The organism is uncultured Acidaminococcus sp., assembly GCA_900538365.1.
GTDB lineage: Bacteria > Bacillota > Negativicutes > Acidaminococcales > Acidaminococcaceae > Acidaminococcus.
This window is the reverse complement of record UPXT01000002.1, coordinates 24,539-48,012: the sequence shown is the minus strand read 5'-3', so window position 1 is coordinate 48,012 and position 23,474 is coordinate 24,539. Positions and strand designations below refer to the sequence as shown.

The 23,474-nt window shown below is 49.3% G+C and carries 24 protein-coding genes and 2 pseudogenes; 21 read left to right on the top strand and 5 right to left on the bottom strand.

Going from position 1 to position 23,474, the window contains the following annotated elements; genetic code table 11:
* Positions 1-4 precede the first annotated feature (4 nt).
* Genes pstC through phoU form a run of 4 tightly spaced genes read left to right on the top strand, consistent with a single transcriptional unit; the run spans position 5 to position 3,314 of the window.
* A complete protein-coding gene (pstC, locus tag QZQ08_RS00745) occupies positions 5-928 on the top strand; it encodes a phosphate ABC transporter permease subunit PstC (protein WP_296326572.1) in 924 nt (307 codons plus the stop codon).
* The gene (locus QZQ08_RS00740) at positions 928-1,848 is read left to right on the top strand and encodes a PstA family ABC transporter permease (protein ID WP_296326570.1); all 921 of its coding nucleotides are present in this window, start codon (positions 928-930) and stop codon (positions 1,846-1,848) included. The genes pstC and QZQ08_RS00740 overlap by 1 nt, the downstream gene beginning before the upstream one ends.
* A 3-nt stretch (positions 1,849-1,851) precedes the next feature.
* Entirely contained in the window at positions 1,852-2,628 is a 777-nt protein-coding gene (gene pstB / locus QZQ08_RS00735; protein ID WP_296326568.1) for a phosphate ABC transporter ATP-binding protein PstB, read from the top strand.
* Positions 2,629-2,642: 14 nt separating this feature from the next.
* Positions 2,643-3,314 carry a phosphate signaling complex protein PhoU gene (gene phoU / locus QZQ08_RS00730; RefSeq protein ID WP_296326566.1) on the top strand — a complete coding sequence of 224 codons (672 nt, stop codon included), beginning with the start codon at positions 2,643-2,645 and terminating at the stop codon, positions 3,312-3,314.
* Between the two features lie 156 nt (positions 3,315-3,470).
* Here phoU and QZQ08_RS00725 read toward each other — a convergent pair whose 3' ends face one another.
* The 4 genes from QZQ08_RS00725 to QZQ08_RS00710 form a co-directional block, all read right to left on the bottom strand.
* Positions 3,471-3,791, bottom strand: a complete 321-nt coding sequence (locus tag QZQ08_RS00725; RefSeq protein WP_296326564.1) for a branched-chain amino acid transporter permease — start codon at positions 3,789-3,791, stop codon at positions 3,471-3,473.
* Entirely contained in the window at positions 3,788-4,516 is a 729-nt protein-coding gene (locus QZQ08_RS00720; protein ID WP_302889274.1) for an AzlC family ABC transporter permease, read from the bottom strand. The genes QZQ08_RS00725 and QZQ08_RS00720 overlap by 4 nt, the downstream gene beginning before the upstream one ends.
* Positions 4,517-4,582: 66 nt before the next feature.
* A complete protein-coding gene (gene sstT, locus QZQ08_RS00715) occupies positions 4,583-5,833 on the bottom strand; it encodes a serine/threonine transporter SstT (RefSeq protein ID WP_296326560.1) in 1,251 nt (416 codons plus the stop codon).
* Between the two features lie 323 nt (positions 5,834-6,156).
* Positions 6,157-6,534 carry an endonuclease domain-containing protein gene (locus QZQ08_RS00710; protein ID WP_296326558.1) on the bottom strand — a complete coding sequence of 126 codons (378 nt, stop codon included), beginning with the start codon at positions 6,532-6,534 and terminating at the stop codon, positions 6,157-6,159.
* Between the two features lie 293 nt (positions 6,535-6,827).
* Here QZQ08_RS00710 and trpS point away from each other — a divergent pair, with 293 nt between their 5' ends.
* From trpS to QZQ08_RS00640, 14 genes are all read left to right on the top strand, one after another.
* A complete protein-coding gene (gene trpS, locus QZQ08_RS00705) occupies positions 6,828-7,889 on the top strand; it encodes a tryptophan--tRNA ligase (RefSeq protein WP_296326556.1) in 1,062 nt (353 codons plus the stop codon).
* Between the two features lie 96 nt (positions 7,890-7,985).
* Positions 7,986-9,332 (top strand): MATE family efflux transporter, encoded by a 1,347-nt coding sequence (locus tag QZQ08_RS00700; protein WP_296326554.1) that lies wholly within the window; start codon positions 7,986-7,988, stop codon positions 9,330-9,332.
* A 272-nt stretch (positions 9,333-9,604) separates the two neighbouring features.
* Positions 9,605-10,099, top strand: coding sequence for a 5-(carboxyamino)imidazole ribonucleotide mutase (purE, locus tag QZQ08_RS00695; protein ID WP_296326552.1), 495 nt, complete (start codon positions 9,605-9,607; stop codon positions 10,097-10,099).
* A gap of 24 nt (positions 10,100-10,123) precedes the next feature.
* Positions 10,124-11,566 carry an amidophosphoribosyltransferase gene (purF, locus tag QZQ08_RS00690; protein ID WP_296326550.1) on the top strand — a complete coding sequence of 481 codons (1,443 nt, stop codon included), beginning with the start codon at positions 10,124-10,126 and terminating at the stop codon, positions 11,564-11,566.
* A 13-nt stretch (positions 11,567-11,579) separates the two neighbouring features.
* Positions 11,580-12,635: a phosphoribosylformylglycinamidine cyclo-ligase gene (purM, locus tag QZQ08_RS00685; RefSeq protein ID WP_296326549.1), complete on the top strand. Its 1,056-nt coding sequence runs from the start codon at positions 11,580-11,582 to the stop codon at positions 12,633-12,635.
* Positions 12,628-13,242, top strand: a complete 615-nt coding sequence (gene purN, locus QZQ08_RS00680) for a phosphoribosylglycinamide formyltransferase (protein WP_296326547.1) — start codon at positions 12,628-12,630, stop codon at positions 13,240-13,242. The genes purM and purN overlap by 8 nt, the downstream gene beginning before the upstream one ends.
* Before the next feature lie 10 nt (positions 13,243-13,252).
* A complete protein-coding gene (locus QZQ08_RS00675) occupies positions 13,253-13,843 on the top strand; it encodes an IMP cyclohydrolase (protein WP_296326544.1) in 591 nt (196 codons plus the stop codon).
* 15 nt (positions 13,844-13,858) lie between these two features.
* Complete coding sequence (gene purD / locus QZQ08_RS00670) at positions 13,859-15,133, top strand: phosphoribosylamine--glycine ligase (protein WP_296326543.1); 1,275 nt, start codon at positions 13,859-13,861, stop codon at positions 15,131-15,133.
* Between the two features lie 142 nt (positions 15,134-15,275).
* On the top strand, positions 15,276-16,787 hold the full coding sequence (locus QZQ08_RS00665) for an IMP dehydrogenase (protein ID WP_296326541.1): 1,512 nt from the start codon (positions 15,276-15,278) through the stop codon (positions 16,785-16,787).
* A gap of 129 nt (positions 16,788-16,916) precedes the next feature.
* Positions 16,917-17,246 (top strand): hypothetical protein, encoded by a 330-nt coding sequence (locus tag QZQ08_RS00660; protein WP_296326538.1) that lies wholly within the window; start codon positions 16,917-16,919, stop codon positions 17,244-17,246.
* Positions 17,247-17,264: 18 nt separating this feature from the next.
* Positions 17,265-17,465, top strand: coding sequence for a DUF2905 domain-containing protein (locus QZQ08_RS00655; RefSeq protein WP_296326536.1), 201 nt, complete (start codon positions 17,265-17,267; stop codon positions 17,463-17,465).
* Between the two features lie 147 nt (positions 17,466-17,612).
* Positions 17,613-18,248 carry a GTP pyrophosphokinase family protein gene (locus QZQ08_RS00650; protein WP_296326534.1) on the top strand — a complete coding sequence of 212 codons (636 nt, stop codon included), beginning with the start codon at positions 17,613-17,615 and terminating at the stop codon, positions 18,246-18,248.
* 3 nt (positions 18,249-18,251) lie between these two features.
* Positions 18,252-18,932, top strand: a complete 681-nt coding sequence (locus tag QZQ08_RS00645; protein WP_296326532.1) for a response regulator transcription factor — start codon at positions 18,252-18,254, stop codon at positions 18,930-18,932.
* Positions 18,925-20,187, top strand: a complete 1,263-nt coding sequence (locus QZQ08_RS00640) for a cell wall metabolism sensor histidine kinase WalK (RefSeq protein ID WP_296326530.1) — start codon at positions 18,925-18,927, stop codon at positions 20,185-20,187. Before QZQ08_RS00645 ends, QZQ08_RS00640 begins: the two co-directional genes overlap by 8 nt.
* Before the next feature lie 116 nt (positions 20,188-20,303).
* Here the strand turns inward: QZQ08_RS00640 and QZQ08_RS00635 are convergent, their stop codons facing one another.
* On the bottom strand, positions 20,304-20,663 hold the full coding sequence (locus QZQ08_RS00635; protein ID WP_296326528.1) for a TIGR04076 family protein: 360 nt from the start codon (positions 20,661-20,663) through the stop codon (positions 20,304-20,306).
* A gap of 219 nt (positions 20,664-20,882) precedes the next feature.
* On the opposite strand from QZQ08_RS00635, the pseudogene QZQ08_RS09740 reads away from it, so the two are divergent.
* The 3 genes and pseudogenes from QZQ08_RS09740 to QZQ08_RS00625 all read left to right on the top strand — a co-directional run.
* Positions 20,883-21,362 (top strand): annotated as a pseudogene (locus QZQ08_RS09740) (cupin domain-containing protein); the annotation flags it as partial.
* A gap of 75 nt (positions 21,363-21,437) precedes the next feature.
* A pseudogene (locus tag QZQ08_RS09735) lies at positions 21,438-21,770 on the top strand (cupin domain-containing protein); the annotation flags it as partial.
* 337 nt (positions 21,771-22,107) lie between these two features.
* On the top strand, positions 22,108-23,328 hold the full coding sequence (locus tag QZQ08_RS00625) for a sodium/glutamate symporter (protein ID WP_296326524.1): 1,221 nt from the start codon (positions 22,108-22,110) through the stop codon (positions 23,326-23,328).
* The last annotated feature ends 146 nt before the right edge of the window (positions 23,329-23,474 follow it).

Sequence of the window (23,474 nt, the reverse complement as noted above, 5' to 3'; positions counted from 1 at the left end):
TTCTATGAAGGAAGAAGCGATGCTGCAGCATGCAGCAGCCGTCCATCACAGGGAGCTCCTTGCAACGACGGGAGTAAAGCTATGCGGATTTACCGCGGCTTTGCTTCCGTTTTGTATAGGCCTGTTCCTTTTCATGCGCGGCAGTGAAACATTTCTGGTCTTTGGTCACTCGTTACAGGAATTTCTTTTCAGCGGTCAGTGGGCCCCTTCTGATACGGCGTCCGGCGGAGGGCAGGTAGGGGCTGCCATGTTTATCTCTGGCTCCCTTGTCATCTGCCTTCTTGCACTTTTATTTGCCCTGCCTGTCAGTCTTGCTGCAGCCATTTATATGACGGAAATCGCATCTGCTTCGGCACGGCGCCGGGTCCAGCCTTTTATAGAACTTTTTACAGGGATTCCCTCTGTCATCTATGGCTGGATTGGCCTTACAGTATTGATTCCTTTTTTGCGGAAATTTTTCACGATGCCTTTTGGCTTTTCTGTCTTGGCTGCCGCATTGGTTCTTGCAGCCATGATTTTTCCTGTGATCACCATGATGGCTTCCGATGCGATGATGGCTGTTCCCAAGAGCCTGCGTGATGCAGCGTACGGCCTTGGTGCGACACGCTGGGAGACAATCCGTACCGTTGTTTTTCCTTCTGCCCGAACGGGAATCTTCACGGGAATCGTCTTAGGTCTTGCCCGTGCCTTGGGCGAAGCCCTTGCCGTGGCCATGGTGGTAGGTCAGATGAAGGTTTTCCCAACCTCCCTCTTTATGCCGGCAACGGCCATGACAACAGTGATTGCTTCTGATATGGGAAGCGCCATGGAAGGCGGCGAATATAATGCCGCACTTTGGACACTGGCATTTCTGCTTTTTGCTATATCGTTTATCCTGATTTTTGTCATCCATCACGTAGGAAAAAATCGCTCAAAGGAGGCTGCCTGATGATCAAAGAAACTTCTTCGCTTCCTTGTCATGATGCGCCATCAAAGAAAGAGGGGCTAAAACGCATCAAGCGAAAAAGAAAAATATCGTCCATCATGACCGGTATTTTTTATGCTGGGGCTTTTGGCGCGGCTTTGCTGCTCATTGTCTTTGTTGGGTTCGTCATTGGGCAGGGATTCCTAGCAGTGAGTTCCGATATCCTCGATTCTCTTTCCGACATCTTTTTCAATACGCTCTACCTTGTGGTCATGGCCCTGTTTTTCAGCGCCTTATGGGGGATTCCTGCAGGAATCTTTCTTGCTGAATATGCCGGTCATGGAAAAGTGACACAATGGGTCCGGATGGCAATTGAAACCTTGGCGTCCCTTCCCTCGATTGTTGTTGGCTTATTTGGCTATCTGGTCTTTATCGTCATGACCGGTTCTCAATGGAACCTAATGGCCGGGGCCCTGTCCGTTTCCATCATTACCTTGCCCATGCTCGCCTCTGTTACGGAAGACGCCCTTGAAGGACTGCCGCCCTATTATAAACTGGGCAGCCTGGGTCTTGGGGCGTCCCGGATACAGACGCTGGTCCACGTTCAGCTGCCCGCTTGTTTCCCACGCATCATGACGGGTCTCATTCTTGCAGCCGGCCGTGGTTTTGGGGAAGCGGCTGCCCTGATGTTTACGGCGGGAATGAGTACGGACATCGACTGGTTCAAGTGGAATCTTTTAAGCCGCTCCTGTCCGCTGAATCCCTTTAGACCGGGGGAAACTTTGGCTCTTCATATTTGGGCGCTTCGAACGGAAGCTCTTGATCCCAATGCAGCGGAAATCGCGGGAGTCACGAGCGCTATCCTCATGCTGGTTGTTGTCATTTTCAATGCGGCTGCCCGCTATATCAGCTGGCGCATGGAAAAGAAAATGGGAGGAATTTGATCCATGGAAAAACAAGATGCAAGACCGGAGGACCTGACATTTGATATTCAGCACGTGAATCTTTTCTATGGAAAGAATCAAGCCTTGAAGGATATTTCTATGCAGGTTCGCAAAAATGAGATTACTGCCCTCATTGGGCCGAGCGGATGCGGGAAATCCACGCTCCTTAAGACGCTCAACCGCATGAATGACTTTGTTGAAGGCTGTCGCGTTGAAGGCTCTATCAAGTTTGAGGGACATGATATTTTTACGGAAATCGATCCCTTGCTCCTGCGCTATCGGGTGGGTATGGTTTTTCAGCAGCCTTCTCCCTTTCCGAAGAGCATTTATGATAATGTGGCCTATGGGCCGCGCGTCCAGGGTATTACGAGTCAGTCCGTCCTTGATGGTCTCGTGGAAACCAGCTTGAAGCAAGCCGCCATTTGGGATGAACTCAAGGATCGACTCAACATGAGCGCCCTGGGCCTTTCCGGCGGGCAGCAGCAGCGTCTTTGCATTGCAAGGACACTTGCTGCGCAGCCTTCTGTCATCCTTATGGATGAACCGACGAGTGCCCTTGATCCGATTTCTACCCAGAAAATTGAGGACCTTGCCTTGGAACTCAAGAAACAATATACGATTGTCATCGTGACCCATAATATGCAGCAGGCCAAACGAATTTCCGACTGGACAGCGTTCTTCTACTTGGGGGAATTGGTGGAAATGAACGGGACCGAAAAACTCTTCACCAATCCTGACGAACCTCGTACGGAATCTTACATTACAGGCCGGTTCGGCTGATGCCAAAAGGAGGAATGAACATGCGGGATGCCTATGTAGAGTCCCTTGAAGAAATGCACAAAGACGTGGAAAAGCTTATTTGCGCGCTCAAGGATACCATCAAACGGACAGGAGAAGCCATGCTCACCATGGATGTCGATATGGCAAGGGAAATCCGTGATGGGGATGAGGTCTTTGATAATATGATCCGTGATATCATGCACAAAGACCTCAATATCCAGATCCTGCAGTCGCCAGTTGCCGGTGATTGGCGGGGCCTTGTCGGAACTTTCAAAATGCTGGGGGACATGGAGCGGATTGCGGATCATTGTTCCGATATCAGCAGCTATGTGCTCCGTATTGCGGGAATGAAAAATCCCCTTCCGCTGCCGAAAGGGGTCGATCATCTGTATGAAGATATGGAAGGCCTTGTCACGACTGCATTTGACTGCTGGCTAAGGGGGGATTCCAAGACCGCGGAACTGATCAAGGATAAAGATGATGTTGTCGATGCCCGCTTCAACCAATTGCTTTTTGATCTTTCCAATAAAATCGAGAATCGGGAAGATCGGGTAAGCATAGGTGCCTATGTGGATTACGTACTCATCATCAAATATATTGAACGCATGGCAGACCATGGAACCAATATCGGTGAATGGGTTGTCTATCAAAAAAATAATCAATTGCCGGGTCGGCCCTCTCTGTGAGCAGGGGTTCCGGATGCGGGCAAAAGGACTCGGGGGGCCGGGTCCTTTTGCTTTTCTCCTGCCAAAAAGGAAATCCCCTGCTTCTGAAAGGTCTTTCCTAAAAAATACTTTTTAACATGTTGCCCGATTGGCGCCATGAGCGTGGCGAGTACATCATCAGAGCCTGATCAGCACCATATAGCAAGCCGTTCCAACAACCATGGAAAGCATCATGCTGCGCTTTTTTAGCTGCACGATAACGGTGACGGCTGACGCACATAATTCAGGCAGGCCGTAGGGCGAAGCAAGAAAAGTTACATGGCGCAGGCAATAGACGCAGAGCATAGCAAAAATGGCGGGAGGCAGGGCTTTTCCCAGATAGGTCATGAAGGGCGGCGTGGGGCGCTTGGATGAAAAGACCAAAAAAGGAAGAAAGCGGGTCAGGACAGTTGCCGCGGCACAGACTCCAATCGTAATGGCTTCTTCTAAAAAGGTCATGAAGGAAAGCCTCCTTTTTGGGAAATTTGTTTCCGCAGTCCTGTTACGAGAAAGAGTATTGCAATCATGGTGGGAATCAGGAAATGGTCGGGGCCAAATAGGAGCCGGCAGATAACGGCAGAACATAGGCCAATGGCCGCAGTAATCGGCGTTTTTTGCTGACGGACCTGTTCAACAAAAATAACAATGAACATGCTTGTCATGACAAAGTCGATGCCTTTTGTGTCAAAGGGAACGAGGGACCCAAAAATGCCGCCGAGAGCTGCACTCATAAACCAGTACGTGTAATCAAGCAGCGTAACAAAGAGCATGTACCAGCCTGGATCAACGCTGGACCCGGGCTTTTTGGCAAAAATCAGGGCGAAGGTTTCATCACACATGCCGTAAATCAGAAACGGTTTTTTCCAGCCCATTCCTTTATAGCGGTCCAGCATGGCAATGCCATAAAATAGGTGACGCGCCTGAATCATGAGCGCCATGAGAAAAGCCTGGAGCGGGGCAAAGGGGGAAAGCAGCATGGTCACAGTGACAAACTCCAAGGAGCCGCCAAAGATGATCATGGCCATCAGCATGGGGTACCAAAAGGAAAAGCCCATGCGCTGCATATAAAAGCCATAGGCTGCCCCGATAAAAAGAAATCCGGCTGCAATGGGAAGGGTTGCCGTAAAAGCTTCTTTGAAAGCCTTCAGGATGGATGGATGAGCGGGGGATTCGGAAAAAGACAACGCTATCACTCCTTATAAAAAGGGACTGCCACCGTTGTGGTGCAGTCCCTTTCATGTGCTGAACAATCAATCTTTGCTGGGAACAAGATCCTCGGCTTTTAATTCACCGCGCTTGGCCCGTTCCGCAAATTCGGCCGTTGCTGTAAACAGGACGTCACTGCTGCTGTTAAGGGCTGTTTCACAGGCGTCTTCCAAAACGGAGATGATAAATCCAACGCCAACAACCTGCATGGCAAGGTCGTTGGAGATTCCAAAGGAAGCACAGGCTACAGGAATCAGGAGCAGGGAACCACCGGCTACACCGGAAGCCCCACAGGCACCGACGGTGGAGATGAGGCATAGAAGGAGGGCTGTCAAAAGGTCAACTTGGATACCTAAGGTGTTGGCTGCGGCCAAGGCAAGGACGGAAATCGTGATCGAAGCTCCTGCCATATTGATTGTGGCACCAAGAGGAATGGAAATGGTATAGGTATCCGGGTTGAGACCCAGGCGTTTGCAAAGGGACAGATTGACAGGGATATTGGCAGCTGAACTTCTAGTAAAGAAAGCATAGATGCCGGATTCACGGATCGTGGCAAGGACAAGGGGATAGGGATTGCGGTGAATCTTCGCAAAGACGATGAGCGGGTTCATGACAAGGGCCACCAGGGCATAAGAGGCAATAAGGACCCCAAGCAGCTTTACGTAGGAGAGCAGGGCGGAAAGGCCGCTTGCAGAAATGGACTGCGTCACAAGCCCCATGATGCCAATCGGGGCAAAACGGATGACCCAGCTTACGACAATGGTGATGCCCTTGGAAAGGTCATCAAAGACTTTTTTCGTTTCCTCTTTGGCGACTGCATGCATGGCAAGGCCAATGATGACGGCCCAGGCGAGAATCCCAATATAGTTGGCCCGCAATAGGGCATTGACGGGGTTATCCACAACGTTCATGATCAGCGTATGAAGGACTTGAGCAATCCCGCTGGGCGGGTTGATTTCACTGTTTCCAATTGATAGCTGCAGGGTTACAGGAAAGAGAAAGGAAAGCGTTACGCCAACAAGAGAAGCGGCAAAAGTACCCAGGATATAAAGGGTGACGATAGGTTTCATGCTGGTATCGCCATCACTTTTGCGCTGCATCATGGCGTTCATAACGAGAATAAAGACAAGAACTGGAGCTACGCCTTTAAGGGCGCTGACGAATAAATCGCCGAAGATGCTGACAAAGGGGACCGCAGAGGGTACAAAGACGGCGAGCACGATGCCAATGACGAGCCCAATGGCAATCTGTTCGATGAGGGGGACTTTCTTTACAAAGGTGACAAGCGGATTCATGAGCAAACTCCCTTTCTTTCATGATTGGAACAATTGAAAATAAGATTCTTTTAGTATACTCGTTTCGTATTTCAAGTACAATAGTTTTTGATAAATTCATGAAAAAAGAAAGTCGTTACAATAGAAAGGTAAAATCGATAATATAACTAAAACTTGTAATCTATAATCCGCTTATTCTGATATAATCAGCTTTTCGTTCCCGGTATGGAAAAGGGGGAGCCAATCAGTTGGCCGGTGGTAGGTGACGCCTGAACAGATTTTTTTGATAAAAGGCCTGCCACAAGTGCTGAAGCTTGGACAGGCCTTTTCATATTATCGTCACGCTAGGAGAGAACGCCCGTTGCCTCTTCAATCCGTTCTTCAATTTCTAGGCAAACATCCTCAAAATGATCCATGATATCGTCCTTTGTCAGGTGAAGGATCTCATAGCCATAGCGCCAAAGCTTTTTCTTGCCTTCGGCTGTATCATCTATGGGGGTTGTAGGATTATTGGGATTTCCGTCTATGACGATGAGCAGCTTTGCCTTGGCACAGTAAAAGTCGGCAATGAAGCCAAAAATGCATTTCTTGCGGCCAAAACGGAGGGGATAGGGCCGCATGAAGTCAAACCAAAGATGACATTCGGCTTCATTCATGGACCGCCTCATAGTGGCGGCAAGGCTTCTGTTTTCCCAATCTTCGTGTTGTTGGTAATAGATCATGTGTCGTGTCTCCTTCATTATGGATTGGTGTGTAATGGGTTCATGTCCTTTATTATGCCCTAAATAGAACGGATATAAAAGGGGGATTGGATAAAAGGGAATTTTTTGATGATAAAAGGACTGATTTTGGGGACAAAAGGCTCTATTCCGGAACTATCCCAAAAGATCTGCCAGCTGTTTGAAAAATAAACAGAATCATAGTATAGTTATACATGGAAAGAAGCGTTCCGGTCGCCTTTTTTGTGAAATGGCCGGTCAATACGAAAGAATATCCTAAGAAGGAGTATCAGTTTATGAAAAAAATTATTTTAACAGGGGATCGTCCTACGGGCCATCTTCATGTTGGTCATTATGTTGGTTCCTTGCAAAATCGTGTGATGCTGCAGAATTCAGGCGATTTTGATGAAATCTATTTTATGATTGCTGATTCCCAGGCACTCACGGATAATGCTGAAAATCCCGAAAAAGTCCGTCAGAATGTACTGCAAGTTGCCCTCGACTATCTGGCTGTAGGCATCGATCCTGAAAAGGCCACGATTTTTATCCAGTCCATGGTCCCGGCCCTTTATGAACTGACCGCTTATTACATGGATCTTGTCACAGTTTCACGAGTACAGCGTAATCCGACCGTCAAAGCGGAAATCCAGCAGAAGAACTTTGAAAACAGCGTGCCGCTCGGCTTTTTCTGCTACCCTGTAAGTCAAGCCGCTGATATTACGGCTTTCCATGCGACCCATGTTCCCGTTGGGGAAGACCAGGAACCTATGCTTGAACAATGCCGGGAGATTGTCCGCAAGTTCAATTCCGTTTACGGGGAAACCCTGACGGAACCGGATATCTATCTGCCGCCCAACAAAGCTTGTTATCGTTTGCCGGGGATTGATGGCAAAGCCAAGATGAGCAAATCCTTGGGCAACTGTATCTATCTTTCTGATGATGCTGAAAACGTGAAAAAGAAAGTCATGTCCATGTATACGGATCCTACCCACATTCAGGTTTCCGATCCAGGGCATGTGGAAGGCAATACAGTCTTTACTTATCTTGATGCATTTTCCAGACCAGAACATTTTGCGCAGTTCCTGCCGGAGTATAAGAATCTTGATGAACTGAAGGACCACTATCGTCGCGGCGGCTTGGGAGATGTAAAAATCAAGAAATTTCTCAATAAGGTCATGGAGACCTTCCTTGAGCCAATCCGTACACGCCGCAGATCGTGGGAAGCACATCCGGACGATGTGTATGACATCCTTGAAGCGGGAAGCAAGAAAGCGGCCCAAAAGGCAGGGGAAACCCTCGCCGAGGTTCGTCGGTCCATGCGGATCAATTATTTTGAGGACCGCAGCCTCCTGAAATAAAAAGCGGGGAGTGTTTTCCTGTCATTGAACTGAATCATCCGAAAAGGAAGAGCCCCTGGCGGCGCTTCCTTTTCTTCATGCAAAGGAGCTGACGCTATGACCCATTCCTCAACCACTATGGATATGACGAAGGGGAGTATCTGGAAGAGCCTTTTCCTTTTTTCGCTGCCGCTTCTGCTGGGCAACTTTTTTCAGCAGCTTTACAGCACGGTTGACAGTCTTGTCGTGGGAAATTTTGTGGGCGCCGACGCCCTGGGCGCGGTAACAAGCATGATGCCCGCCGTCAACACGCTGATCGGTCTTTTTATGGGAATCAGTACCGGGGCCAGTGTCATCATTTCCCAATACTTTGGCGCCCATGACCCGGATATGCTGAAGAAAGCAATCCACACATCCTTGTTGGGGACTTTTATCCTTTCCCTTCTTTTTGATGCAATTGGTTATGTAGGAGCTCCCTATATGGTCCGTTTTATGCGGACGGCGCCTTCCATTACGCCCCTTGCTACGGCGTATCTTCGCATTCTTTTGACGGGCTCCACAAGTACCATGCTTTATAACATGGGATCTGCCGTCTTACGGGCCGTCGGGGACTCGAAGCGGCCGCTCTATTTCCTGATCTTTACGAGCCTTCTTAATGTGGTGCTGGACCTTTATTTTGTGGTTTCCCTCAAGATGAGTGTTGCCGGCGCAGCCTTTGCAACCGTCATTAGCCAATATGTTTCGGCACTATTTATCCTTTTTGTCCTCTATCGATCCCCTGATGTCTATCAGATCCGTTTCAGGGACATGAAGATCCATGGCTTTGTTTTCAAGCAGATCATCGATGTCGGCATGCCGGCAGGGTTTCAACAGGCCCTCACCAGTTTTTCCAATGTTTTTGTCCAAGCATATATCAATTTTTTTGGAGCGGCGAGTACCACGGGGTGGGGTGTCTATTTCCGAATTGATGCCTTTATCCTCATGCCTATGATGACCATTGCTTTAGCTGTTACAACCTTTACCGGGCAGAATGCAGGGGCTCGGAACCTTTCCCGCATCAAGGAAGGTCATAAGGTCGCTTTGAAGATGGCGGAACTCGGGACGCTGATCCTGGCCCTGCCGGCACTTTGTTTTGCCCCGGAGATTGTTCGGATTTTCAATACGGATCCGGACGTTGTTCATTACGGCACCCTTTTCATACGAACGAACTGTTGGTTTGCCCTCTTTGCCTGCCTGAACCAGGTCTACGCGGGTGTTCTGCGGGGCATTGGCGATGCCAGGGCACCGATGGTTATCATGCTCTTTTCCTTTGTCTTTTTTAGGCAAATCTATCTTTTTATTGTTTCCCATATTCAAAATGAGCCTCATCTCATGGCTTTTGGTTATCCATTAGGGTGGATGATGTGCAGTTTCCTGCTTTATCTCTACTACCGAAAATCGGGATGGGAAAAACGCTTTGCCTAACGTCTGATTTTTTGTGAGCTGCCCACGGGCAGCTCTTTTACTATTCTTTTGCTAGGGGGAGGACATTTTCTTGTCAGGGTCGAAAAAGCCTCGCTTATGCATGAACGATTTTGTAACATATGATATAAAAGTTCGAATTATAATTGACATGAAGGCTGCAGATTGATAGAATGTAATCAGCATTCGTGTGTTTATTCAATTGACCCTAGAGAAGTTTCATGGTAATCGATTCATGGTAGGCTCTGGGTCTTTTTTATTCGGAGGTGCTTAAGATGAAAGTTGCAATGATCATGGGAAGCAATTCTGATTGGCCTAAACTGGAGAGTGCTGAACAAGTCTTTCAGGAATTTGGCGTTGAACTTGAAGTTACGGTTGCCAGTGCCCATCGTACGCCGGAACTCGTCAAGGCCTTTGCCGAAGGAGCTCGGGACCGCGGTGTTGAAGTCATCATCTCTGCTGCCGGCGCTGCTGCTCACTTGGGCGGTGTCGTGGCTTCCTATACCACGCTTCCTGTCATTGGGGTGCCCATCAATGCGACGGCCCTTAATGGAATGGATGCCCTTTTGAGCACGGTCCAGATGCCAAGCGGGATTCCAGTTGCCACCATGGCCATTGACGGGGCCAAGAACGCAGCCATTTTTGCTGTTCAGATCCTTTCCCTTAAGTATCCGGAACTGGTCCAGAAGCTTGCAGCTTACCGTGCCAAGATGAAAGAAGAAGTCAAAGCCAAAGGTGAGAAGCTGGCAGCTGCCCGGGCTTCTCACTAACTAATTGCCATGTAAGGAGGAACTATGCGGGACCTTTTCTACGAAGCGGATAAGCTGCATGAAGAATGCGGTGTATTCGGTATCTATTCCCACAAAGACGATGTAGCACTTAATACGTATTGGGGGCTTTTTGCACTGCAGCACCGCGGTCAGGAAAGTGCGGGGATTGTTGTCAGCGATGGACAGAACGTTCATGTGAAAAAGAATATGGGCCTTGTATCCGATGTTTTCAAATCGGGACTCCAGGGTCTTGACGGGTATATCGGCATTGGTCATGTCCGTTATTCCACGACGGGCAGCAGTATGACCTACAATGTCCAGCCTTTGAAAGTGTTCTATGATGGGGGCAATCTCTGCCTGTCCCATAACGGAAACCTGACAAATGCGGCCAGCCTGCGGCAGGAGCTTGCCAAGGAAGGACATGTGTTCCAGACTACGGTTGACAGTGAGGTCGTCCTGTCCCTGATTGCCCGTTCCCGCAAAAAGACTTTGGAAGAGCGCGTGGCGGAAGCCGCCAACGCAATCAAGGGCGCCTTTGCCATCCTCATCATGAGCAACGATAAGCTGATTGCGTTCCGTGATCCTTATGGCTTCCGTCCCCTTTGTTTGGGCCGCCTCGATCATGGCTGGGTTGTGGCAAGTGAAACCTGTGCCCTTGATTTGGTGGGTGCCCATTATGTCCGGGACGTCAAACCGGGCGAGATGATTGTCATCGATGATGCCGATAAAGAGCCGAAAAGCATCATGTATGCCCAGCATCAACCGGCTCACCGCGCCCACTGCATCTTCGAGTTTGTCTATTTTGCCCGTCCTGATTCCATTATGGATGGGGAAAGCATTTATATGGCCCGGGTCAATATGGGACGCATCCTTGCCCGTGAAACCAAGGATATCAAGGCGGATATCGTCATTTCCGTTCCTGATTCAGGGACGCCGGCCGCAATTGGCTATGGCCTTGAAAGGGGAATTCCTTTCCTTGAAGGCCTGACAAAGAATAAATATATTGGAAGGACTTTTATCCAGCCGACGCAGAAACAGCGCCTCAACGCGGTGCGGCTGAAGCTCAATGCCAACCGTAGTTTGGTGGCGGGTAAGTCTGTCGTCATGGTTGATGACTCGATAGTCCGCGGTACAACGAGCGGCAAGATTGTTCAGCTCCTGCGCGACGCCGGGGCCAAACAGGTCCATGTCTGCATCAGTTCCCCACCGGTCATGAATTCCTGCTATTATGGCATTGATACGTCAGAACGCAAGGAACTGATTGCCGCGTCCAAGACGGAAAAGGAAATCTGTGAATATATCAAGGCCGACAGCCTGCATTATATTTCCATGGAAGGCCTGCGGTCATCCCTGTCCGTCCTTGATCCGGATGATATGTGCTATGCCTGCTTCAATGCCAAGTATCCTGATCGGGCTGATGAAGAGATGAAACACGGTTCCAAGTATCAATTTGAAATGGGCTGCTAAGGAGGTACCAATCGTGAGTGAAGAGAAAAAGAGTATTACCTATGCTGATGCTGGGGTAGACATCGATGCCGGCAACAAAGCCGTTGAACTGATGAAAGATAGTGTCCGCGCGACCTATCGTCCAGAGGTCATTGGTGACCTAGGTGGTTTTGGGGGGCTTTTCGCCTTGGGTTCCTATAAGGATCCTGTCCTTGTATCCGGCACAGATGGCGTGGGTACAAAGCTCAAGATTGCCTTCCTCATGGACCGTCATGATACCATCGGTCAGGATGCAGTCGCCATGTGTGTCAATGATATCCTTGTTCAGGGAGCGGAACCGCTCTTTTTCCTTGATTACATTGCAACGGCCAAAGTGGATTCCCAAAAGATTGCCGACATTGTTCGCGGTGTGGCCGGTGCCTGCAAAGAATCTGGCTGTGCCCTCATTGGTGGTGAAACCGCTGAAATGGCGGGCTTTTATGCCAAGGATGAATATGATATTGCTGGCTTTTCCGTCGGAGTGGTCGAACGGGACAAGATGATCACTGGTAATAAGGTGAAGGTCGGTGATGTGCTCTTGGGCCTGCCTTCCACGGGCATCCATTCCAATGGCTATTCCCTTGTCCGTAAGCTTTGCTTTGACGTGATGGGCATGACGGTTGATACGTATATCCCCGAATTTGGCAAGACCCTCGGCGAAGAACTCCTTACACCGACTCGTCTGTATCCCCGTACATGTCTGCCGCTCATCAAGAAATTTGACCTCCACGGTATGGTTCACATCACGGGCGGCGGTTTCTATGAAAACATTCCCCGTATTCTTCCAGCTGGCTGTGATGCCGAAGTCCATGCTGATGCGTGGGAAATGCCGGCGGTCTTCAGGAAACTCCAGGAATGGGGCAACGTACCTTGGAAGGAAATGTACCGCACCTTCAATATGGGGGTCGGCATGGTCCTTGCCGTGGGGGCTGACGAAGCAGACGCAGTCCGTGCCCATTTGAAGGAAAATGGGGAAACCTTCTATGAACTGGGTCATGTTGTGCCTGGAACGAAGAAGACGGTCATGAAAGGCGGCGTTTTCGGTGAATAAGAGAAAGCTCGGTGTTCTTGTCAGCGGTCGGGGAAGCAACCTGCAGGCCATCATCGATAAGATTGCGGCAGAATCCCTTCCCATCGAGATTTGCCTTGTCATCAGCGACAGCCCGGAAGCTTTTGCCCTGGAACGGGCGGCCAAAGCAGGAATTATGGGTCAAGCCATTCTCCGTCAGGATTTCAAGAACAAGGCTTCCTATGAAGCGGCTCTTGATGCCGCCCTGCGGGAAGCCGGGGTTGAGCTGGTTGTCCTTGCTGGGTTCATGCGCATCCTGAGCGCTGAATTTGTGACCAAGTGGCCCCATGCCATTATCAATATCCATCCGGCGCTTCTGCCCAGTTTCAAAGGCCTTGACGCGCAGGGACAGGCCCTCCAGTATGGAGTCAAGATTGCTGGCTGTACAGTTCATTTTGTTGATGCTGGCATGGACTCCGGTCCAATCATCCTCCAGAAGGCGGTTCCCGTCTACGATGAGGATACGCACGATACCCTTGCCGCGAGGATCCTGGTAGAGGAACATACGATCCTTCCGGAAGCTGTGAAACTATGGTGTGAAGACCGCCTGATCGTTAAAGGGCGGAGAGTCAAGATCAGAAAGGAATAAGGTGATCACTATGGCAATCAAAAGAGCCCTCCTTAGTGTGTCTGATAAACGGGGAATTGTGGAATTGGCCCGCTTCCTTCATGATAAAGGCATTGAAATCATTTCCACTGGCGGCACCATGAAAGCCATCAAAGAGGCCGGCATTCCTGTAACCTATGTCAGTGATGTAACCGGTACGCCTGAGATGATGGATGGCCGCGTCAAGACGCTGAATCCGAAAATCCACGGCGGCATCCTAGCAGTGCGCAGCAATCCCAAACACATGGAAGACATGAAAAAGAACGGCATCAAACCGATTGACCTGGTGGTCTGCAACCTCTATCCTTTTGAAGCGACAATTGCAAAACCGAACGTGACAGAAGCAGAAGCCATCGAAAATATTGACATTGGCGGTCCCTGTATGGTCCGGGCATCGGCAAAGAATTTCCATGATGTGGTGATCATCACAAATCCAGATCGCTATGCCAGTCTTATGAAGATGCTTGACGAAAAGGGCGACGTGGACCTTAAGACACGCCGCATGCTGGCCAAGGAGGCTTTTGCCCACACGGCCCATTACGATACGGCCATTAGTGCCTATTTTGAGAAACTGCTGTCATAAAGGAGGCCTTTTGGTATGAATGTACTCGTCATTGGCGGTGGCGGCCGCGAACATACAATTGTTTGGAAACTCGCCCAAAGTCCCAAGGTTAAAAAGCTTTATGCGATTCCTGGCGGCCCGGGGATGAAGGGATTGGCAGAATGCGTTTCCCTTGATGTGACCGATTTGGAAGGTTTGGCCCGGTGGGCCGAAGAACATGCCATTGACCTAACCGTGGTGGGGCCGGAAGCTCCCCTTGTAGCTGGTCTTGTCGATGTCTTTGAAGCTCATGGACTCAAGGCTTTTGGTCCTAAGGCCAAGGCGGCAGAGATTGAAGGCTCCAAGATTTTTTCCAAGGAACTGATGGAAAAGTATCACGTGCCTACGGCTTTTTTCAAGGTATGCGATTCCTTGGAGGAAGCTAAGGCCTACGTTTGCGAAAAAGGAGCCCCGATTGTCATAAAGGCCGATGGACTTGCTGCTGGTAAAGGCGTCGTTGTCGCTATGACGAAAAACGAAGCGCTGGAAGCATTGGAAGAAATGATGGGGCAGGAGCATCGTTTTGGAAGCGCCGGCAGCCGTGTTGTCATCGAGGAATTTATGGAAGGGGAGGAATGTTCCCTTTTGTGCTTTACCGATGGCAAGACCATTGTTCCAATGATTCCCGCCCAAGACCATAAACGGGTCTTTGATGGGGATAAAGGGCCCAATACGGGCGGCATGGGTGCTTATGCCCCAGCACCCGTGATGACGGATGCCCTTAAACAAAAGACACTGGATGTGGTTGTCCGCCCTGTCATTGAGGCTTTGGAAAAGGAAGGCCGGCCTTATTCCGGTTGCCTTTATGCAGGTCTCATGATCTGTGGGGATTCCATCAAGGTCGTTGAATTCAACTGTCGATTTGGCGATCCGGAAACCCAGGCCGTCCTGCCGCTTTTCGACGGGGACCTGGCAGAAGTAATGTATGCCTGCGTAACAGGAACCCTTCGCCCTGATATGGTAAAATGGAAATCTGGGGCCGCTGTCTGCGTTGTCATGGCAAGCGGCGGTTATCCTGGCTCCTATCCGAAGGGGATTGCCATTACGGGCCTTGAGGAAGCTTCCAAGCTTGAAGATGTCGTGGTTTTTCATGCTGGGACCAAGGAAGTGGACGGACAAATTGTCACAAATGGCGGCCGTGTTCTCGGCGTAACGGCTGTCGATGAAACGATTGCAAAGGCAAAGGAACGCGCCTACGGTGCTGTAGAACGCATCCATTTCGAAGGGGCCCAATATCGTAGAGATATTGCCTGGAGAGCGCTGAATCGCTGATATGGGTAAAGGAACGGCCTTCGGGCCGTTCCTTCCCGTATCCCGCCTTTTATTAAGGATAACGGGAATTTTGTAAAATAACTGTTGCATTTGTGACAGTGTGGTGATAAAATAGGGAAAATATCTTCAAGGAGGAATGAGAATGGCATTCATTTATGATGAACCTGCGCATACTTTTAGTGAATATCTGTTGGTCCCTGGGTACTCTTCCAGCGAATGTATTCCTGCGAACGTAAGTCTCAAGACCCCACTGGTAAAGTTTAAAAAGGGTGATAAGCCGGCCCTTAGCCTGAACATTCCCCTTGTTTCCGCTATTATGCAGTCCGTATCCGATGATGGGATGGCGGTTGCCCTTTCTCGTGAAGGGGGCCTATCCTTCATCTATGGATCCCAGTCTGTAGAAAGCGAAGCCGCTATGGTTGCCCGCGTAAAAAGCTATAAAGCGGGATTTGTCGTAAGTGATTCCAATCTTCGTCCGGACAGCACACTCGCCGATGTTCTTGCCTTAAAGGAAAAAACGGGTCACTCTACCGTCGCTGTTACAAGCGATGGTTCTGGCCATGGTCATCTTGAAGGCATTGTGACGAGCCGTGACTACCGTGTCAGCCGCATGCATATGACGGACCTTGTCAAGGACTTCATGACGCCAGTCTCTGAAATGGTGGTTGGCGATGCGGACATTACGTTGAAAGAAGCCAATGACGTCATTTGGGACAACAAGCTCAACACCCTTCCCATTATTGATAAAGATGGAAACCTGCTTTATATGGTTTTCCGGAAGGATTACCAGACCCATAAGCAGTATCCCTTGGAGCTCCTTGATGGTCAGAAGCGCCATATGGTTGGTGCAGGAATCAACACCCGCGATTATGAACAGCGTGTTCCGGCTCTTGTCGAAGCTGGCGCTGATGTCCTTTGCATCGATTCATCCGAAGGCTTCAGCGAATGGCAGGCGCGGACCCTTAAGTGGATCCGTGACAAGTATGGGGACAAGGTCAAGGTTGGTGCCGGCAACGTTGTTGATAAGGAAGGGTTCCGCTTCCTGGCTGAAGCGGGTGCTGACTTCATTAAAATTGGTATTGGCGGCGGCTCCATCTGCATTACCCGTGAACAAAAAGGGATTGGCCGCGGTCAGGCAACTGCTGTCATCGAAGTTGCCAAAGCCCGTGATGAATACTTTGAAGAAACAGGAATCTATGTACCAATTTGCTCGGACGGCGGGATTGTCTATGACTATCATATGACCCTTGCCCTTGCCATGGGGGCTGATTTCATCATGTTGGGCCGCTATTTTGCCCGTTTTGATGAATCGCCGACCAAGCGTGTCAACATCAACGGCACGTATATGAAGGAATATTGGGGTGAAGGTTCTGCCCGTGCCCGCAACTGGCAGCGGTATGACCTGGGGGGAGATAAGAAACTTTCCTTTGTTGAAGGCGTTGACTCTTATGTTCCCTACGCTGGTCCGCTAAAGGAAAACGTCGGTGTCACCCTTGCCAAGATTTCCTCTACCATGTGCAACTGTGGGGCGCTTACGATTCCCGAGCTGCAGAAAAAAGCAAAACTGACCCTTGTTTCTGCAACCAGCCTTGTCGAAGGCGGAGCCCATGACGTCGTCCTTAAGGACAGTACGTCCAATAACTATCCTAAATAAGCCTGTAACTAGCTGTGAAGAATGCGTGAATGCTTTCTTCACAGCCTCTTTTTGTGGGAAGAATAACACCCCTTAGCCTCTTTTTTTAGTGGATATTTCTGTTATAATAAGAGAAAGGAGGGAAGGCCGATGAAAAAACGCATACTGTCCATTTTTTGCCTGTTGCTGTTTGCCCTTGCCCTGCCGCTTACCGGGTGGGCTTCTGGTGTATCCAAGGATGGATATTTTGGAAAGATCCGTCTCAGTGGGAAAGTGCGCATTGTTGAATATAATGCCGATATCAAGGTCAAGGTCGTCAATGCTTTCCCTGACCTTAAAGTGAAAGTGGTTGACTATTTCCCAGATGAAATTGGAGAGTGGCAGTTCGTTGAATATGGCGAGGACTTTACGGTCCAATTTGTCAATAGTTTCCCTGATATCACCATTCAGTATGTATCTGCCTTTCCAGGCGTAAATTAAGAAGGGAAGGGTGCGTCCATGGGCCGATTGATGATCACCATTGGCATCCTATTCGTCGTAATAGGTCTTTTCGTGGAGTTTGGCTCCCATTTCCTTCCCTTGGGGCATTTGCCGGGAGATATTTCCCTTACGGGAAAGCATGGCAGCTTTTATTTTCCTATTGTAAGCTGTATTGTTGTGAGCATTGTGCTTAACCTGATCCTGCGTTTATTTCACTGATGGGATCAAGCGAGGGAACGGGGATAAGGGAGAGGGTTTCCCTTATCCCTTTTTTACCGTGTCCATTTTGTTTCAGATTATTTCCTTTTTGGGGCTCCCTGCTATGATACAATAAAGAAAGTACCGTAAAAGGAGGTTCATGCCACTATGACACAATCAAATCCGTCCTATGCCGATTGGCAGCCAACCCTTGAGCGCGTCATGAACTATCTTGTTGGGAAAATTGAGGACTATAGTCGTGCCTGCAAAGAAAAAACCGGGGAGCCAGCCTATGAGCATTTGATTTACCGTGTCAAAAGCATTGACAGCATGAATGAAAAGTGTGTGCGGAAGGGGCTTCCCGTAACGGCTCGCTCTGCGCTGCGGGAACTGAATGATGCCATTGGTATTCGTATTGTCTGCCGTTTTATCGATGATATCTATTCCAACCTTGAGGCCATCCGCAGCGTTCCTTTCTGCCGAATCATCAAGGAAAAAGACTATATCACTCACGTAAAGCCAAATGGCTATCGCAGCTACCACATCATCATCGAAGTGACGGTCCCGTTTGAGGACATCGATGGAAAGAATCCAGGCCGATTTTTTGCGGAATTGCAGCTGCGGACCATTGCCATGGATTCCTGGGCAAGTCTGGAACATGAAGTGAAATACAAACAGGACATAGAAGATCCCGCCCTTATTGTCGAAGAATTGAAGCGCTGTGCCGATGAGCTTGCGGCCTGTGACCTTTCCATGCAGACCATTCGCCATCTTATCCGCAAAAATCATAAAAAGGAGTCTTGAGGGATGAATATTTTGCTTGCTGAAGATGAAAAAGCCATGAGCATGGCTATTTCTGCTGTCCTGACCCATTCAGGCTATACGGTGGATACCGTGCAAAATGGGGCGGAAGCCGTCGAGGCGGCTGCGCAAAAGCCCTATGACTGCCTCATCTTTGATATCATGATGCCCATCAAGGATGGCGTGACGGCCCTTTCTGAAATCCGGCAAAGCGGCAATGAGACACCGGCAATTTTCCTTACAGCAAAATCAGAAGTCGATGACCGCATTACAGGACTGGATGCAGGGGCCGATGATTACCTGACGAAACCCTTTGCCATGGGCGAACTCCTTGCCCGAATCCGTTCCATGACGCGGCGCCGCCAGAAGGACCGGGAAGATCTCACAACAGGGACGCTCACCCTCAAGGTCGGTGAAGGAGAACTTTCCTGTACGAGCAGTGTTCGTCTTTCTGCTAAGGAAACGGAACTGATGAAACTGCTCATGCTCAATGAAGGAAAAGCCCTTTCAACGGAGCTGCTTCTCTCCCATGTCTGGCAGTATGAGGAAGATAAAGGGCCTGGCGTGGTCTGGATCTATATTTCTTATCTGCGGGAGAAACTTCGGGCCATCGGCAGCAACTGCACCATAGAAGGCGAGGAAAATGGCAGTTTCCGCCTCGTTTCCCAGGAGGCCGCAAATGGCTGAAATCCAGCGTCTGCGGCGCAAATTCATTCTCGTTGGCACCCTTGCCGTCATCATCATTGTGGTTGGCGCATTAGGGCTCATCAATACGATTTCCTATATGCGTATGCAGCATTCCGTTTTTTCGCTCCTTACAAGTATCTCCGAAAATGGAGGGCAGCTTCCGCGGCGGGAAGGAGAACGGCCCTCATCCTGGATTGAGGATCCGGATTGGTATAATGATTCCCCGGAATCGATTTATCAAATCCGCTATTTCAGTATTGTCCTTGACCGCCTTGGCAATGTAGAAGATGTCAACCTTTCCCGCATCGCTTCTTTTAGTGAAAGCGAGGCGGTTCAGGTCGTCCGGAGCGTCATCGAATCCCACAAGGAGCGGGGAATCTTTCGCAAGAACCGGGCAAGTTACAGCTATATGGTGACGCCTCTTGACAATCATCAATACCGCATTGTCATTATGGACTCCACAAAGGATGTTGCCGCTGTGGAAAGCTTTGTCCGCTATTCCCTGCGCTTTGGTATTGGCTGCATCCTAGTTTACGTCCTTGTACTGACGGGACTTTGCAACCTCATCATTCGGCCTTTCGTCGATAATATGGAAAACCAGAAGCGTTTCATTACCAATGCCGGCCACGAACTCAAGACCCCGATTGCCATCATTTCAGCCAATACGGAGGCCTTAGAACTCATCCAGGGAAAGAGTGAGTGGACAGCCAATATCCTGACGCAGGTCAAGCGCCTTTCCCGCCTTATCTCAAGCCTTATCACCCTTTCAAAGATGGGCGAAAAACGCAAAGAAGACCTGCGGAAAGAAGAGCTGGATTTGACGCCTCTTTTTAAGGATACGGTGGAACAGTTCAGGCCCCTTGTCAAAGCAGATGAAAAGACACTATCCATAACAGCGCCGGATACCCTTCCTGTTATGACAGAACAGCGCTCCCTTATGGAGCTGATCAATATCCTTATGGATAACGCGGTCAAATACTGCGACGCCAAAGGAACCATTGCGGCGTCGCTGACCCGCAGGGGCAAACAAGGTTTTATCATTGCCATTTCCAACGATTATGCCAAAGGGGAAGGGGAGGACTACTCCCATTATTTTGAGCGGTTTTATCGCGGTGACAGTTCCCATGACAGCACCATTCCTGGCTACGGGATTGGCCTATCCATGGCAAAGGAGATGGTTGCCCTCCTGGATGGGCAGATTTCCGTATCCTATAAGGACCATATCATTACCTATGCACTGACCTTTGAACGATAAAGTAAAGAAAGACCCGATGTGGCTGTGTCATACGGCTTCATCGGGTCTTTTTTCTTTGCGGGACATTATCCAGTATAGGCGTCTTTTTTGTGGTTTGTAAAGTCTTGTTTTTTGAGTCATGCCCGCTCCTCATCCGTTTCGGGGATATCGATACGTTCAATCTTAAAAATCACGGGCCTCGTCCCATCGTTGCAGCAGGCAATCATCATACGTTCATCCTTCGTCCAGCCATGCATGATCGAACCGCCTTGAAGGGCCGTGTAGACATAACGGCTGATGGCGTCCCAAGCCTCACCGCAAAACTGGCCATTCATCAGGTGATAGAAATCATCCTGCTTGGGTGTCCGTTTCAGGAGAAAGGTATCGCCTTTTTTGAAACAGGGACAAGGTCCCGAAGTTGGGTCAGCCAAATAGGCCTTTTGATATTCGGGAAAAACCTTTGTCTCAAGGACGGTAATTCGGCACTCGTGCTGCATAAGGGTCACCTCCGTAATATAGCGGCATACAGTGGATATGGGATATGTCTGCATTTTACAGCCGTTAGTTTAATAAAACAAGGGGGCGCTCTAAAATCACGGTTCCTTCTTCACTTTTTCCTAGCTTACGTTATAATATAAGAAAGTTTCTTGAATTCTGAAAAATAGAGGACTACAATGAACCTAGTAAAGGGTTTCCAGAAGATAGGAGGAGTAACTATGAAACGAAACTGGATGGCTTTTTGTCTTGCTGCAGCTCTGATGACGGCTGGTACAGTTTATGCAAAACCAGCACCGGCCCAGCTGGTTCCGGAAAAACATGGCCAGTGCTACGTAAATGAAGATCTTTTTGTAAAAGACGTCACTGGAGCTGGCGGCGGACAAGGCGTGCTCCATGGCGAGTTTGCTTTCCGCAGGGAACAGGCCCTGAAATCTGACGCCATCAAGGAAATCGGCTGGATGACGCTGAAACCTGGCTCCTATATTGGCAGTCACACGCACAAGGATAATGAAGATGCGTACCTCATCATCTCCGGCAAAGGTATTTTTACGGACGGAAACGGCAATGCCTGGGTGGTCGGTGCCGGCGATATGACCATTGCCCGTCCTGGTCAGACCCATGGTCTTGCCAACCTTGGCAAGGAGGATCTGGTCTTCCTTGATATCATTGCTAAAAATGACAGTGCCGATCTTTCTAAAATGGCTAAAGAGGGAACCACTCAATACTTCCCTGTTTCCGCACAGTTTGAGAAGGACGTAGAAAAAGCGGGCGCGGGTAAAGGAACGGGCATTTTGTTCGGTCGTTTTGCTTTCCGTCGGGAGGCTGCCACACAGGATCAGGCCATCAAGGAGATTGGCCGGATGACGCTGAAAAAGGGCGCTTCCATTGGCATGCACAAACATGCAGATAACGATGATACCTACATCATCCTTTCTGGTGAAGGCGTATTCACGGATGGAGCGGGAAAGGAAACGGTTGTCGGTCCTCGTTCCGTTACGATTGCGGGGCCCGGCGAAAGCCACGCTCTTAGAAACGATAAGGATGAAGACCTCGTCTTTATTGATCTCATTGCCAAGAATACCCCCGTTAAGGGACAGACAAAATAAGAAAGCTCGGATTATGTGTTAGGAAACGCCCATGGCAGACATGGGCGTTTTCAGGTTTTTTAGGAAAAGAACAGTTTGTTGGTCCAAGGGTACTTACCGCCTTTCAATCATCCAGGATGACTGTCCATCTTTTCTTTTCCAAAGGTTTTTCTTTGCTTGTACAATCTTGATTGTCTTATTTATGATGAAATTAATAAATGTATGAGTATCTGATTATATATGGAAATACTCTGAATTTTACTTGTAATCAAAAAAGCGAATTGTTATAATAGAAATTGTAGGAAAGGAGATGGAATGCTGGAATCCGTTTCCACAATAAATTGAGGGGGTTTTATTTATGGGTGGTCTAGCCATTAAGCTTGACATGTTCCAATCGTTGGCCCTTGCCGTTATTGCTATTTGGCTCGGTAACTGGTGCCGTCAAAAATTTCCGTTTTTAAGAAAGTACTGCCTGCCAGGCGCTGTCGTCGGCGGCACAATTATTTCCTTGATTTCCCTGGCGCTTTATGAAACAGGGATAGCTGAACTGAGTTTCGACTATAAAGTCGCAAACAGCCTCTTTTACTGCATCTTCTTTGCCGCAAGCGGCGCTGCAGCCAGTCTTTCCCTTTTGAAAAAGGGTGGGAAACTTGTCATCATCTTTACAATCTCTGCTGCCGTCTTTGCTATTTTGCAGAATGTCCTTTCCGTGGGAATTGGTGTCGCCATGGGGGTTGATCCCTTGATTGCCCTCATGACGGGTTCCACGCCGATGACGGGCGGTCATGGCAATGCTGCCGCGTTTGCCCCGCTGGCCGTAGCGCAAGGTGCTTCTGCTGCAATGGAAGTTGCGATTGCTTCCGCGACTTTCGGTCTGATTGCAGGCTGCATGATTGGTGGTCCTTTTGGCCGTTGGATCATCAGACGGCATCACCTGGAAGATCCTGCCCTTGACGGACAGGCAGAAAAAGCACAGGAAACAGGGAAAGAAGTCGGGACCCCGATGTTCAAGGGTGATATCGTAAAGGCCATGTTCCTGATGTGCTTCTGCTTGGGCTTAGGAGCTGTTTTCATGGCAATTTTGAAATCCCTGAAGATCAACTTCCCAATCCATGTCTGCACCATGCTGGCTGGTATCCTTGTTCGTCTGTACCTGGACAGCAAGAAAGATACACCGGAATCACTGTATGAAGGCATTGATACGGTTGGTGAATTTTCCTTGGGTCTTTTCGTTTCCCTGTCCATCATCTCCATGAAGCTGTGGCAGCTTGCCGGTCTTGCTGGCCCGATGGTTGTCATGCTCCTTGCCCAGGTGATCATGATCCTCATCTACTGCTATGTTGTCGACTTCTATGCTTGCGGCAAGAACTACGATGCTGCCATCATCGCTGTTGGCCATACGGGATTTGGTACGGGTGCTGTGCCTGTATCCATGACGACCATGAAGACCGTCTGCGACAAGTACAGATATTCCAAACTGGCCTTCTTTGTTGTACCAGTCATTGGTGGGTTTCTGAGCAATATTACGAACGCCATCATCATCACCTGGTTCATCAACTTCTGTGCCGGGATTCGCTAAGTTCATAAGAAAAAGTACGGATCAGCTCCAGGTGGTCCGTACTTTTTTTTGTGGTAAAGGGGCTTTTTTTCGGCATAATAGGGGAAGGCAGCGAGCGCCTTTTCACGGCGTAAAATCCCTTCCTAGGTCATTGGAAAGATAAGCAG

Coding starts and splice junctions, on each gene's coding strand:
- QZQ08_RS00640 (WP_296326530.1), top strand. CDS start 18,925: ATGGCTGAAATCCAGCGTCTGCGGCGCAAATTCATTCTCGTTGGCACC.
- trpS (WP_296326556.1), top strand. CDS start 6,828: ATGAAAAAAATTATTTTAACAGGGGATCGTCCTACGGGCCATCTTCAT.
- pstB (WP_296326568.1), top strand. CDS start 1,852: ATGGAAAAACAAGATGCAAGACCGGAGGACCTGACATTTGATATTCAG.
- QZQ08_RS00655 (WP_296326536.1), top strand. CDS start 17,265: ATGGGCCGATTGATGATCACCATTGGCATCCTATTCGTCGTAATAGGT.
- QZQ08_RS00645 (WP_296326532.1), top strand. CDS start 18,252: ATGAATATTTTGCTTGCTGAAGATGAAAAAGCCATGAGCATGGCTATT.
- QZQ08_RS00650 (WP_296326534.1), top strand. CDS start 17,613: ATGACACAATCAAATCCGTCCTATGCCGATTGGCAGCCAACCCTTGAG.
- purD (WP_296326543.1), top strand. CDS start 13,859: ATGAATGTACTCGTCATTGGCGGTGGCGGCCGCGAACATACAATTGTT.
- QZQ08_RS00675 (WP_296326544.1), top strand. CDS start 13,253: ATGGCAATCAAAAGAGCCCTCCTTAGTGTGTCTGATAAACGGGGAATT.
- pstC (WP_296326572.1), top strand. CDS start 5: ATGAAGGAAGAAGCGATGCTGCAGCATGCAGCAGCCGTCCATCACAGG.
- sstT (WP_296326560.1), bottom strand. CDS start 5,833: ATGAATCCGCTTGTCACCTTTGTAAAGAAAGTCCCCCTCATCGAACAG.
- QZQ08_RS00740 (WP_296326570.1), top strand. CDS start 928: ATGATCAAAGAAACTTCTTCGCTTCCTTGTCATGATGCGCCATCAAAG.
- QZQ08_RS00635 (WP_296326528.1), bottom strand. CDS start 20,663: ATGCAGCACGAGTGCCGAATTACCGTCCTTGAGACAAAGGTTTTTCCC.
- QZQ08_RS00665 (WP_296326541.1), top strand. CDS start 15,276: ATGGCATTCATTTATGATGAACCTGCGCATACTTTTAGTGAATATCTG.
- phoU (WP_296326566.1), top strand. CDS start 2,643: ATGAACATGCGGGATGCCTATGTAGAGTCCCTTGAAGAAATGCACAAA.
- purF (WP_296326550.1), top strand. CDS start 10,124: ATGCGGGACCTTTTCTACGAAGCGGATAAGCTGCATGAAGAATGCGGT.
- QZQ08_RS00710 (WP_296326558.1), bottom strand. CDS start 6,534: ATGATCTATTACCAACAACACGAAGATTGGGAAAACAGAAGCCTTGCC.
- QZQ08_RS00700 (WP_296326554.1), top strand. CDS start 7,986: ATGACCCATTCCTCAACCACTATGGATATGACGAAGGGGAGTATCTGG.
- QZQ08_RS00625 (WP_296326524.1), top strand. CDS start 22,108: ATGGGTGGTCTAGCCATTAAGCTTGACATGTTCCAATCGTTGGCCCTT.
- QZQ08_RS00660 (WP_296326538.1), top strand. CDS start 16,917: ATGAAAAAACGCATACTGTCCATTTTTTGCCTGTTGCTGTTTGCCCTT.
- QZQ08_RS00725 (WP_296326564.1), bottom strand. CDS start 3,791: ATGACCTTTTTAGAAGAAGCCATTACGATTGGAGTCTGTGCCGCGGCA.
- purE (WP_296326552.1), top strand. CDS start 9,605: ATGAAAGTTGCAATGATCATGGGAAGCAATTCTGATTGGCCTAAACTG.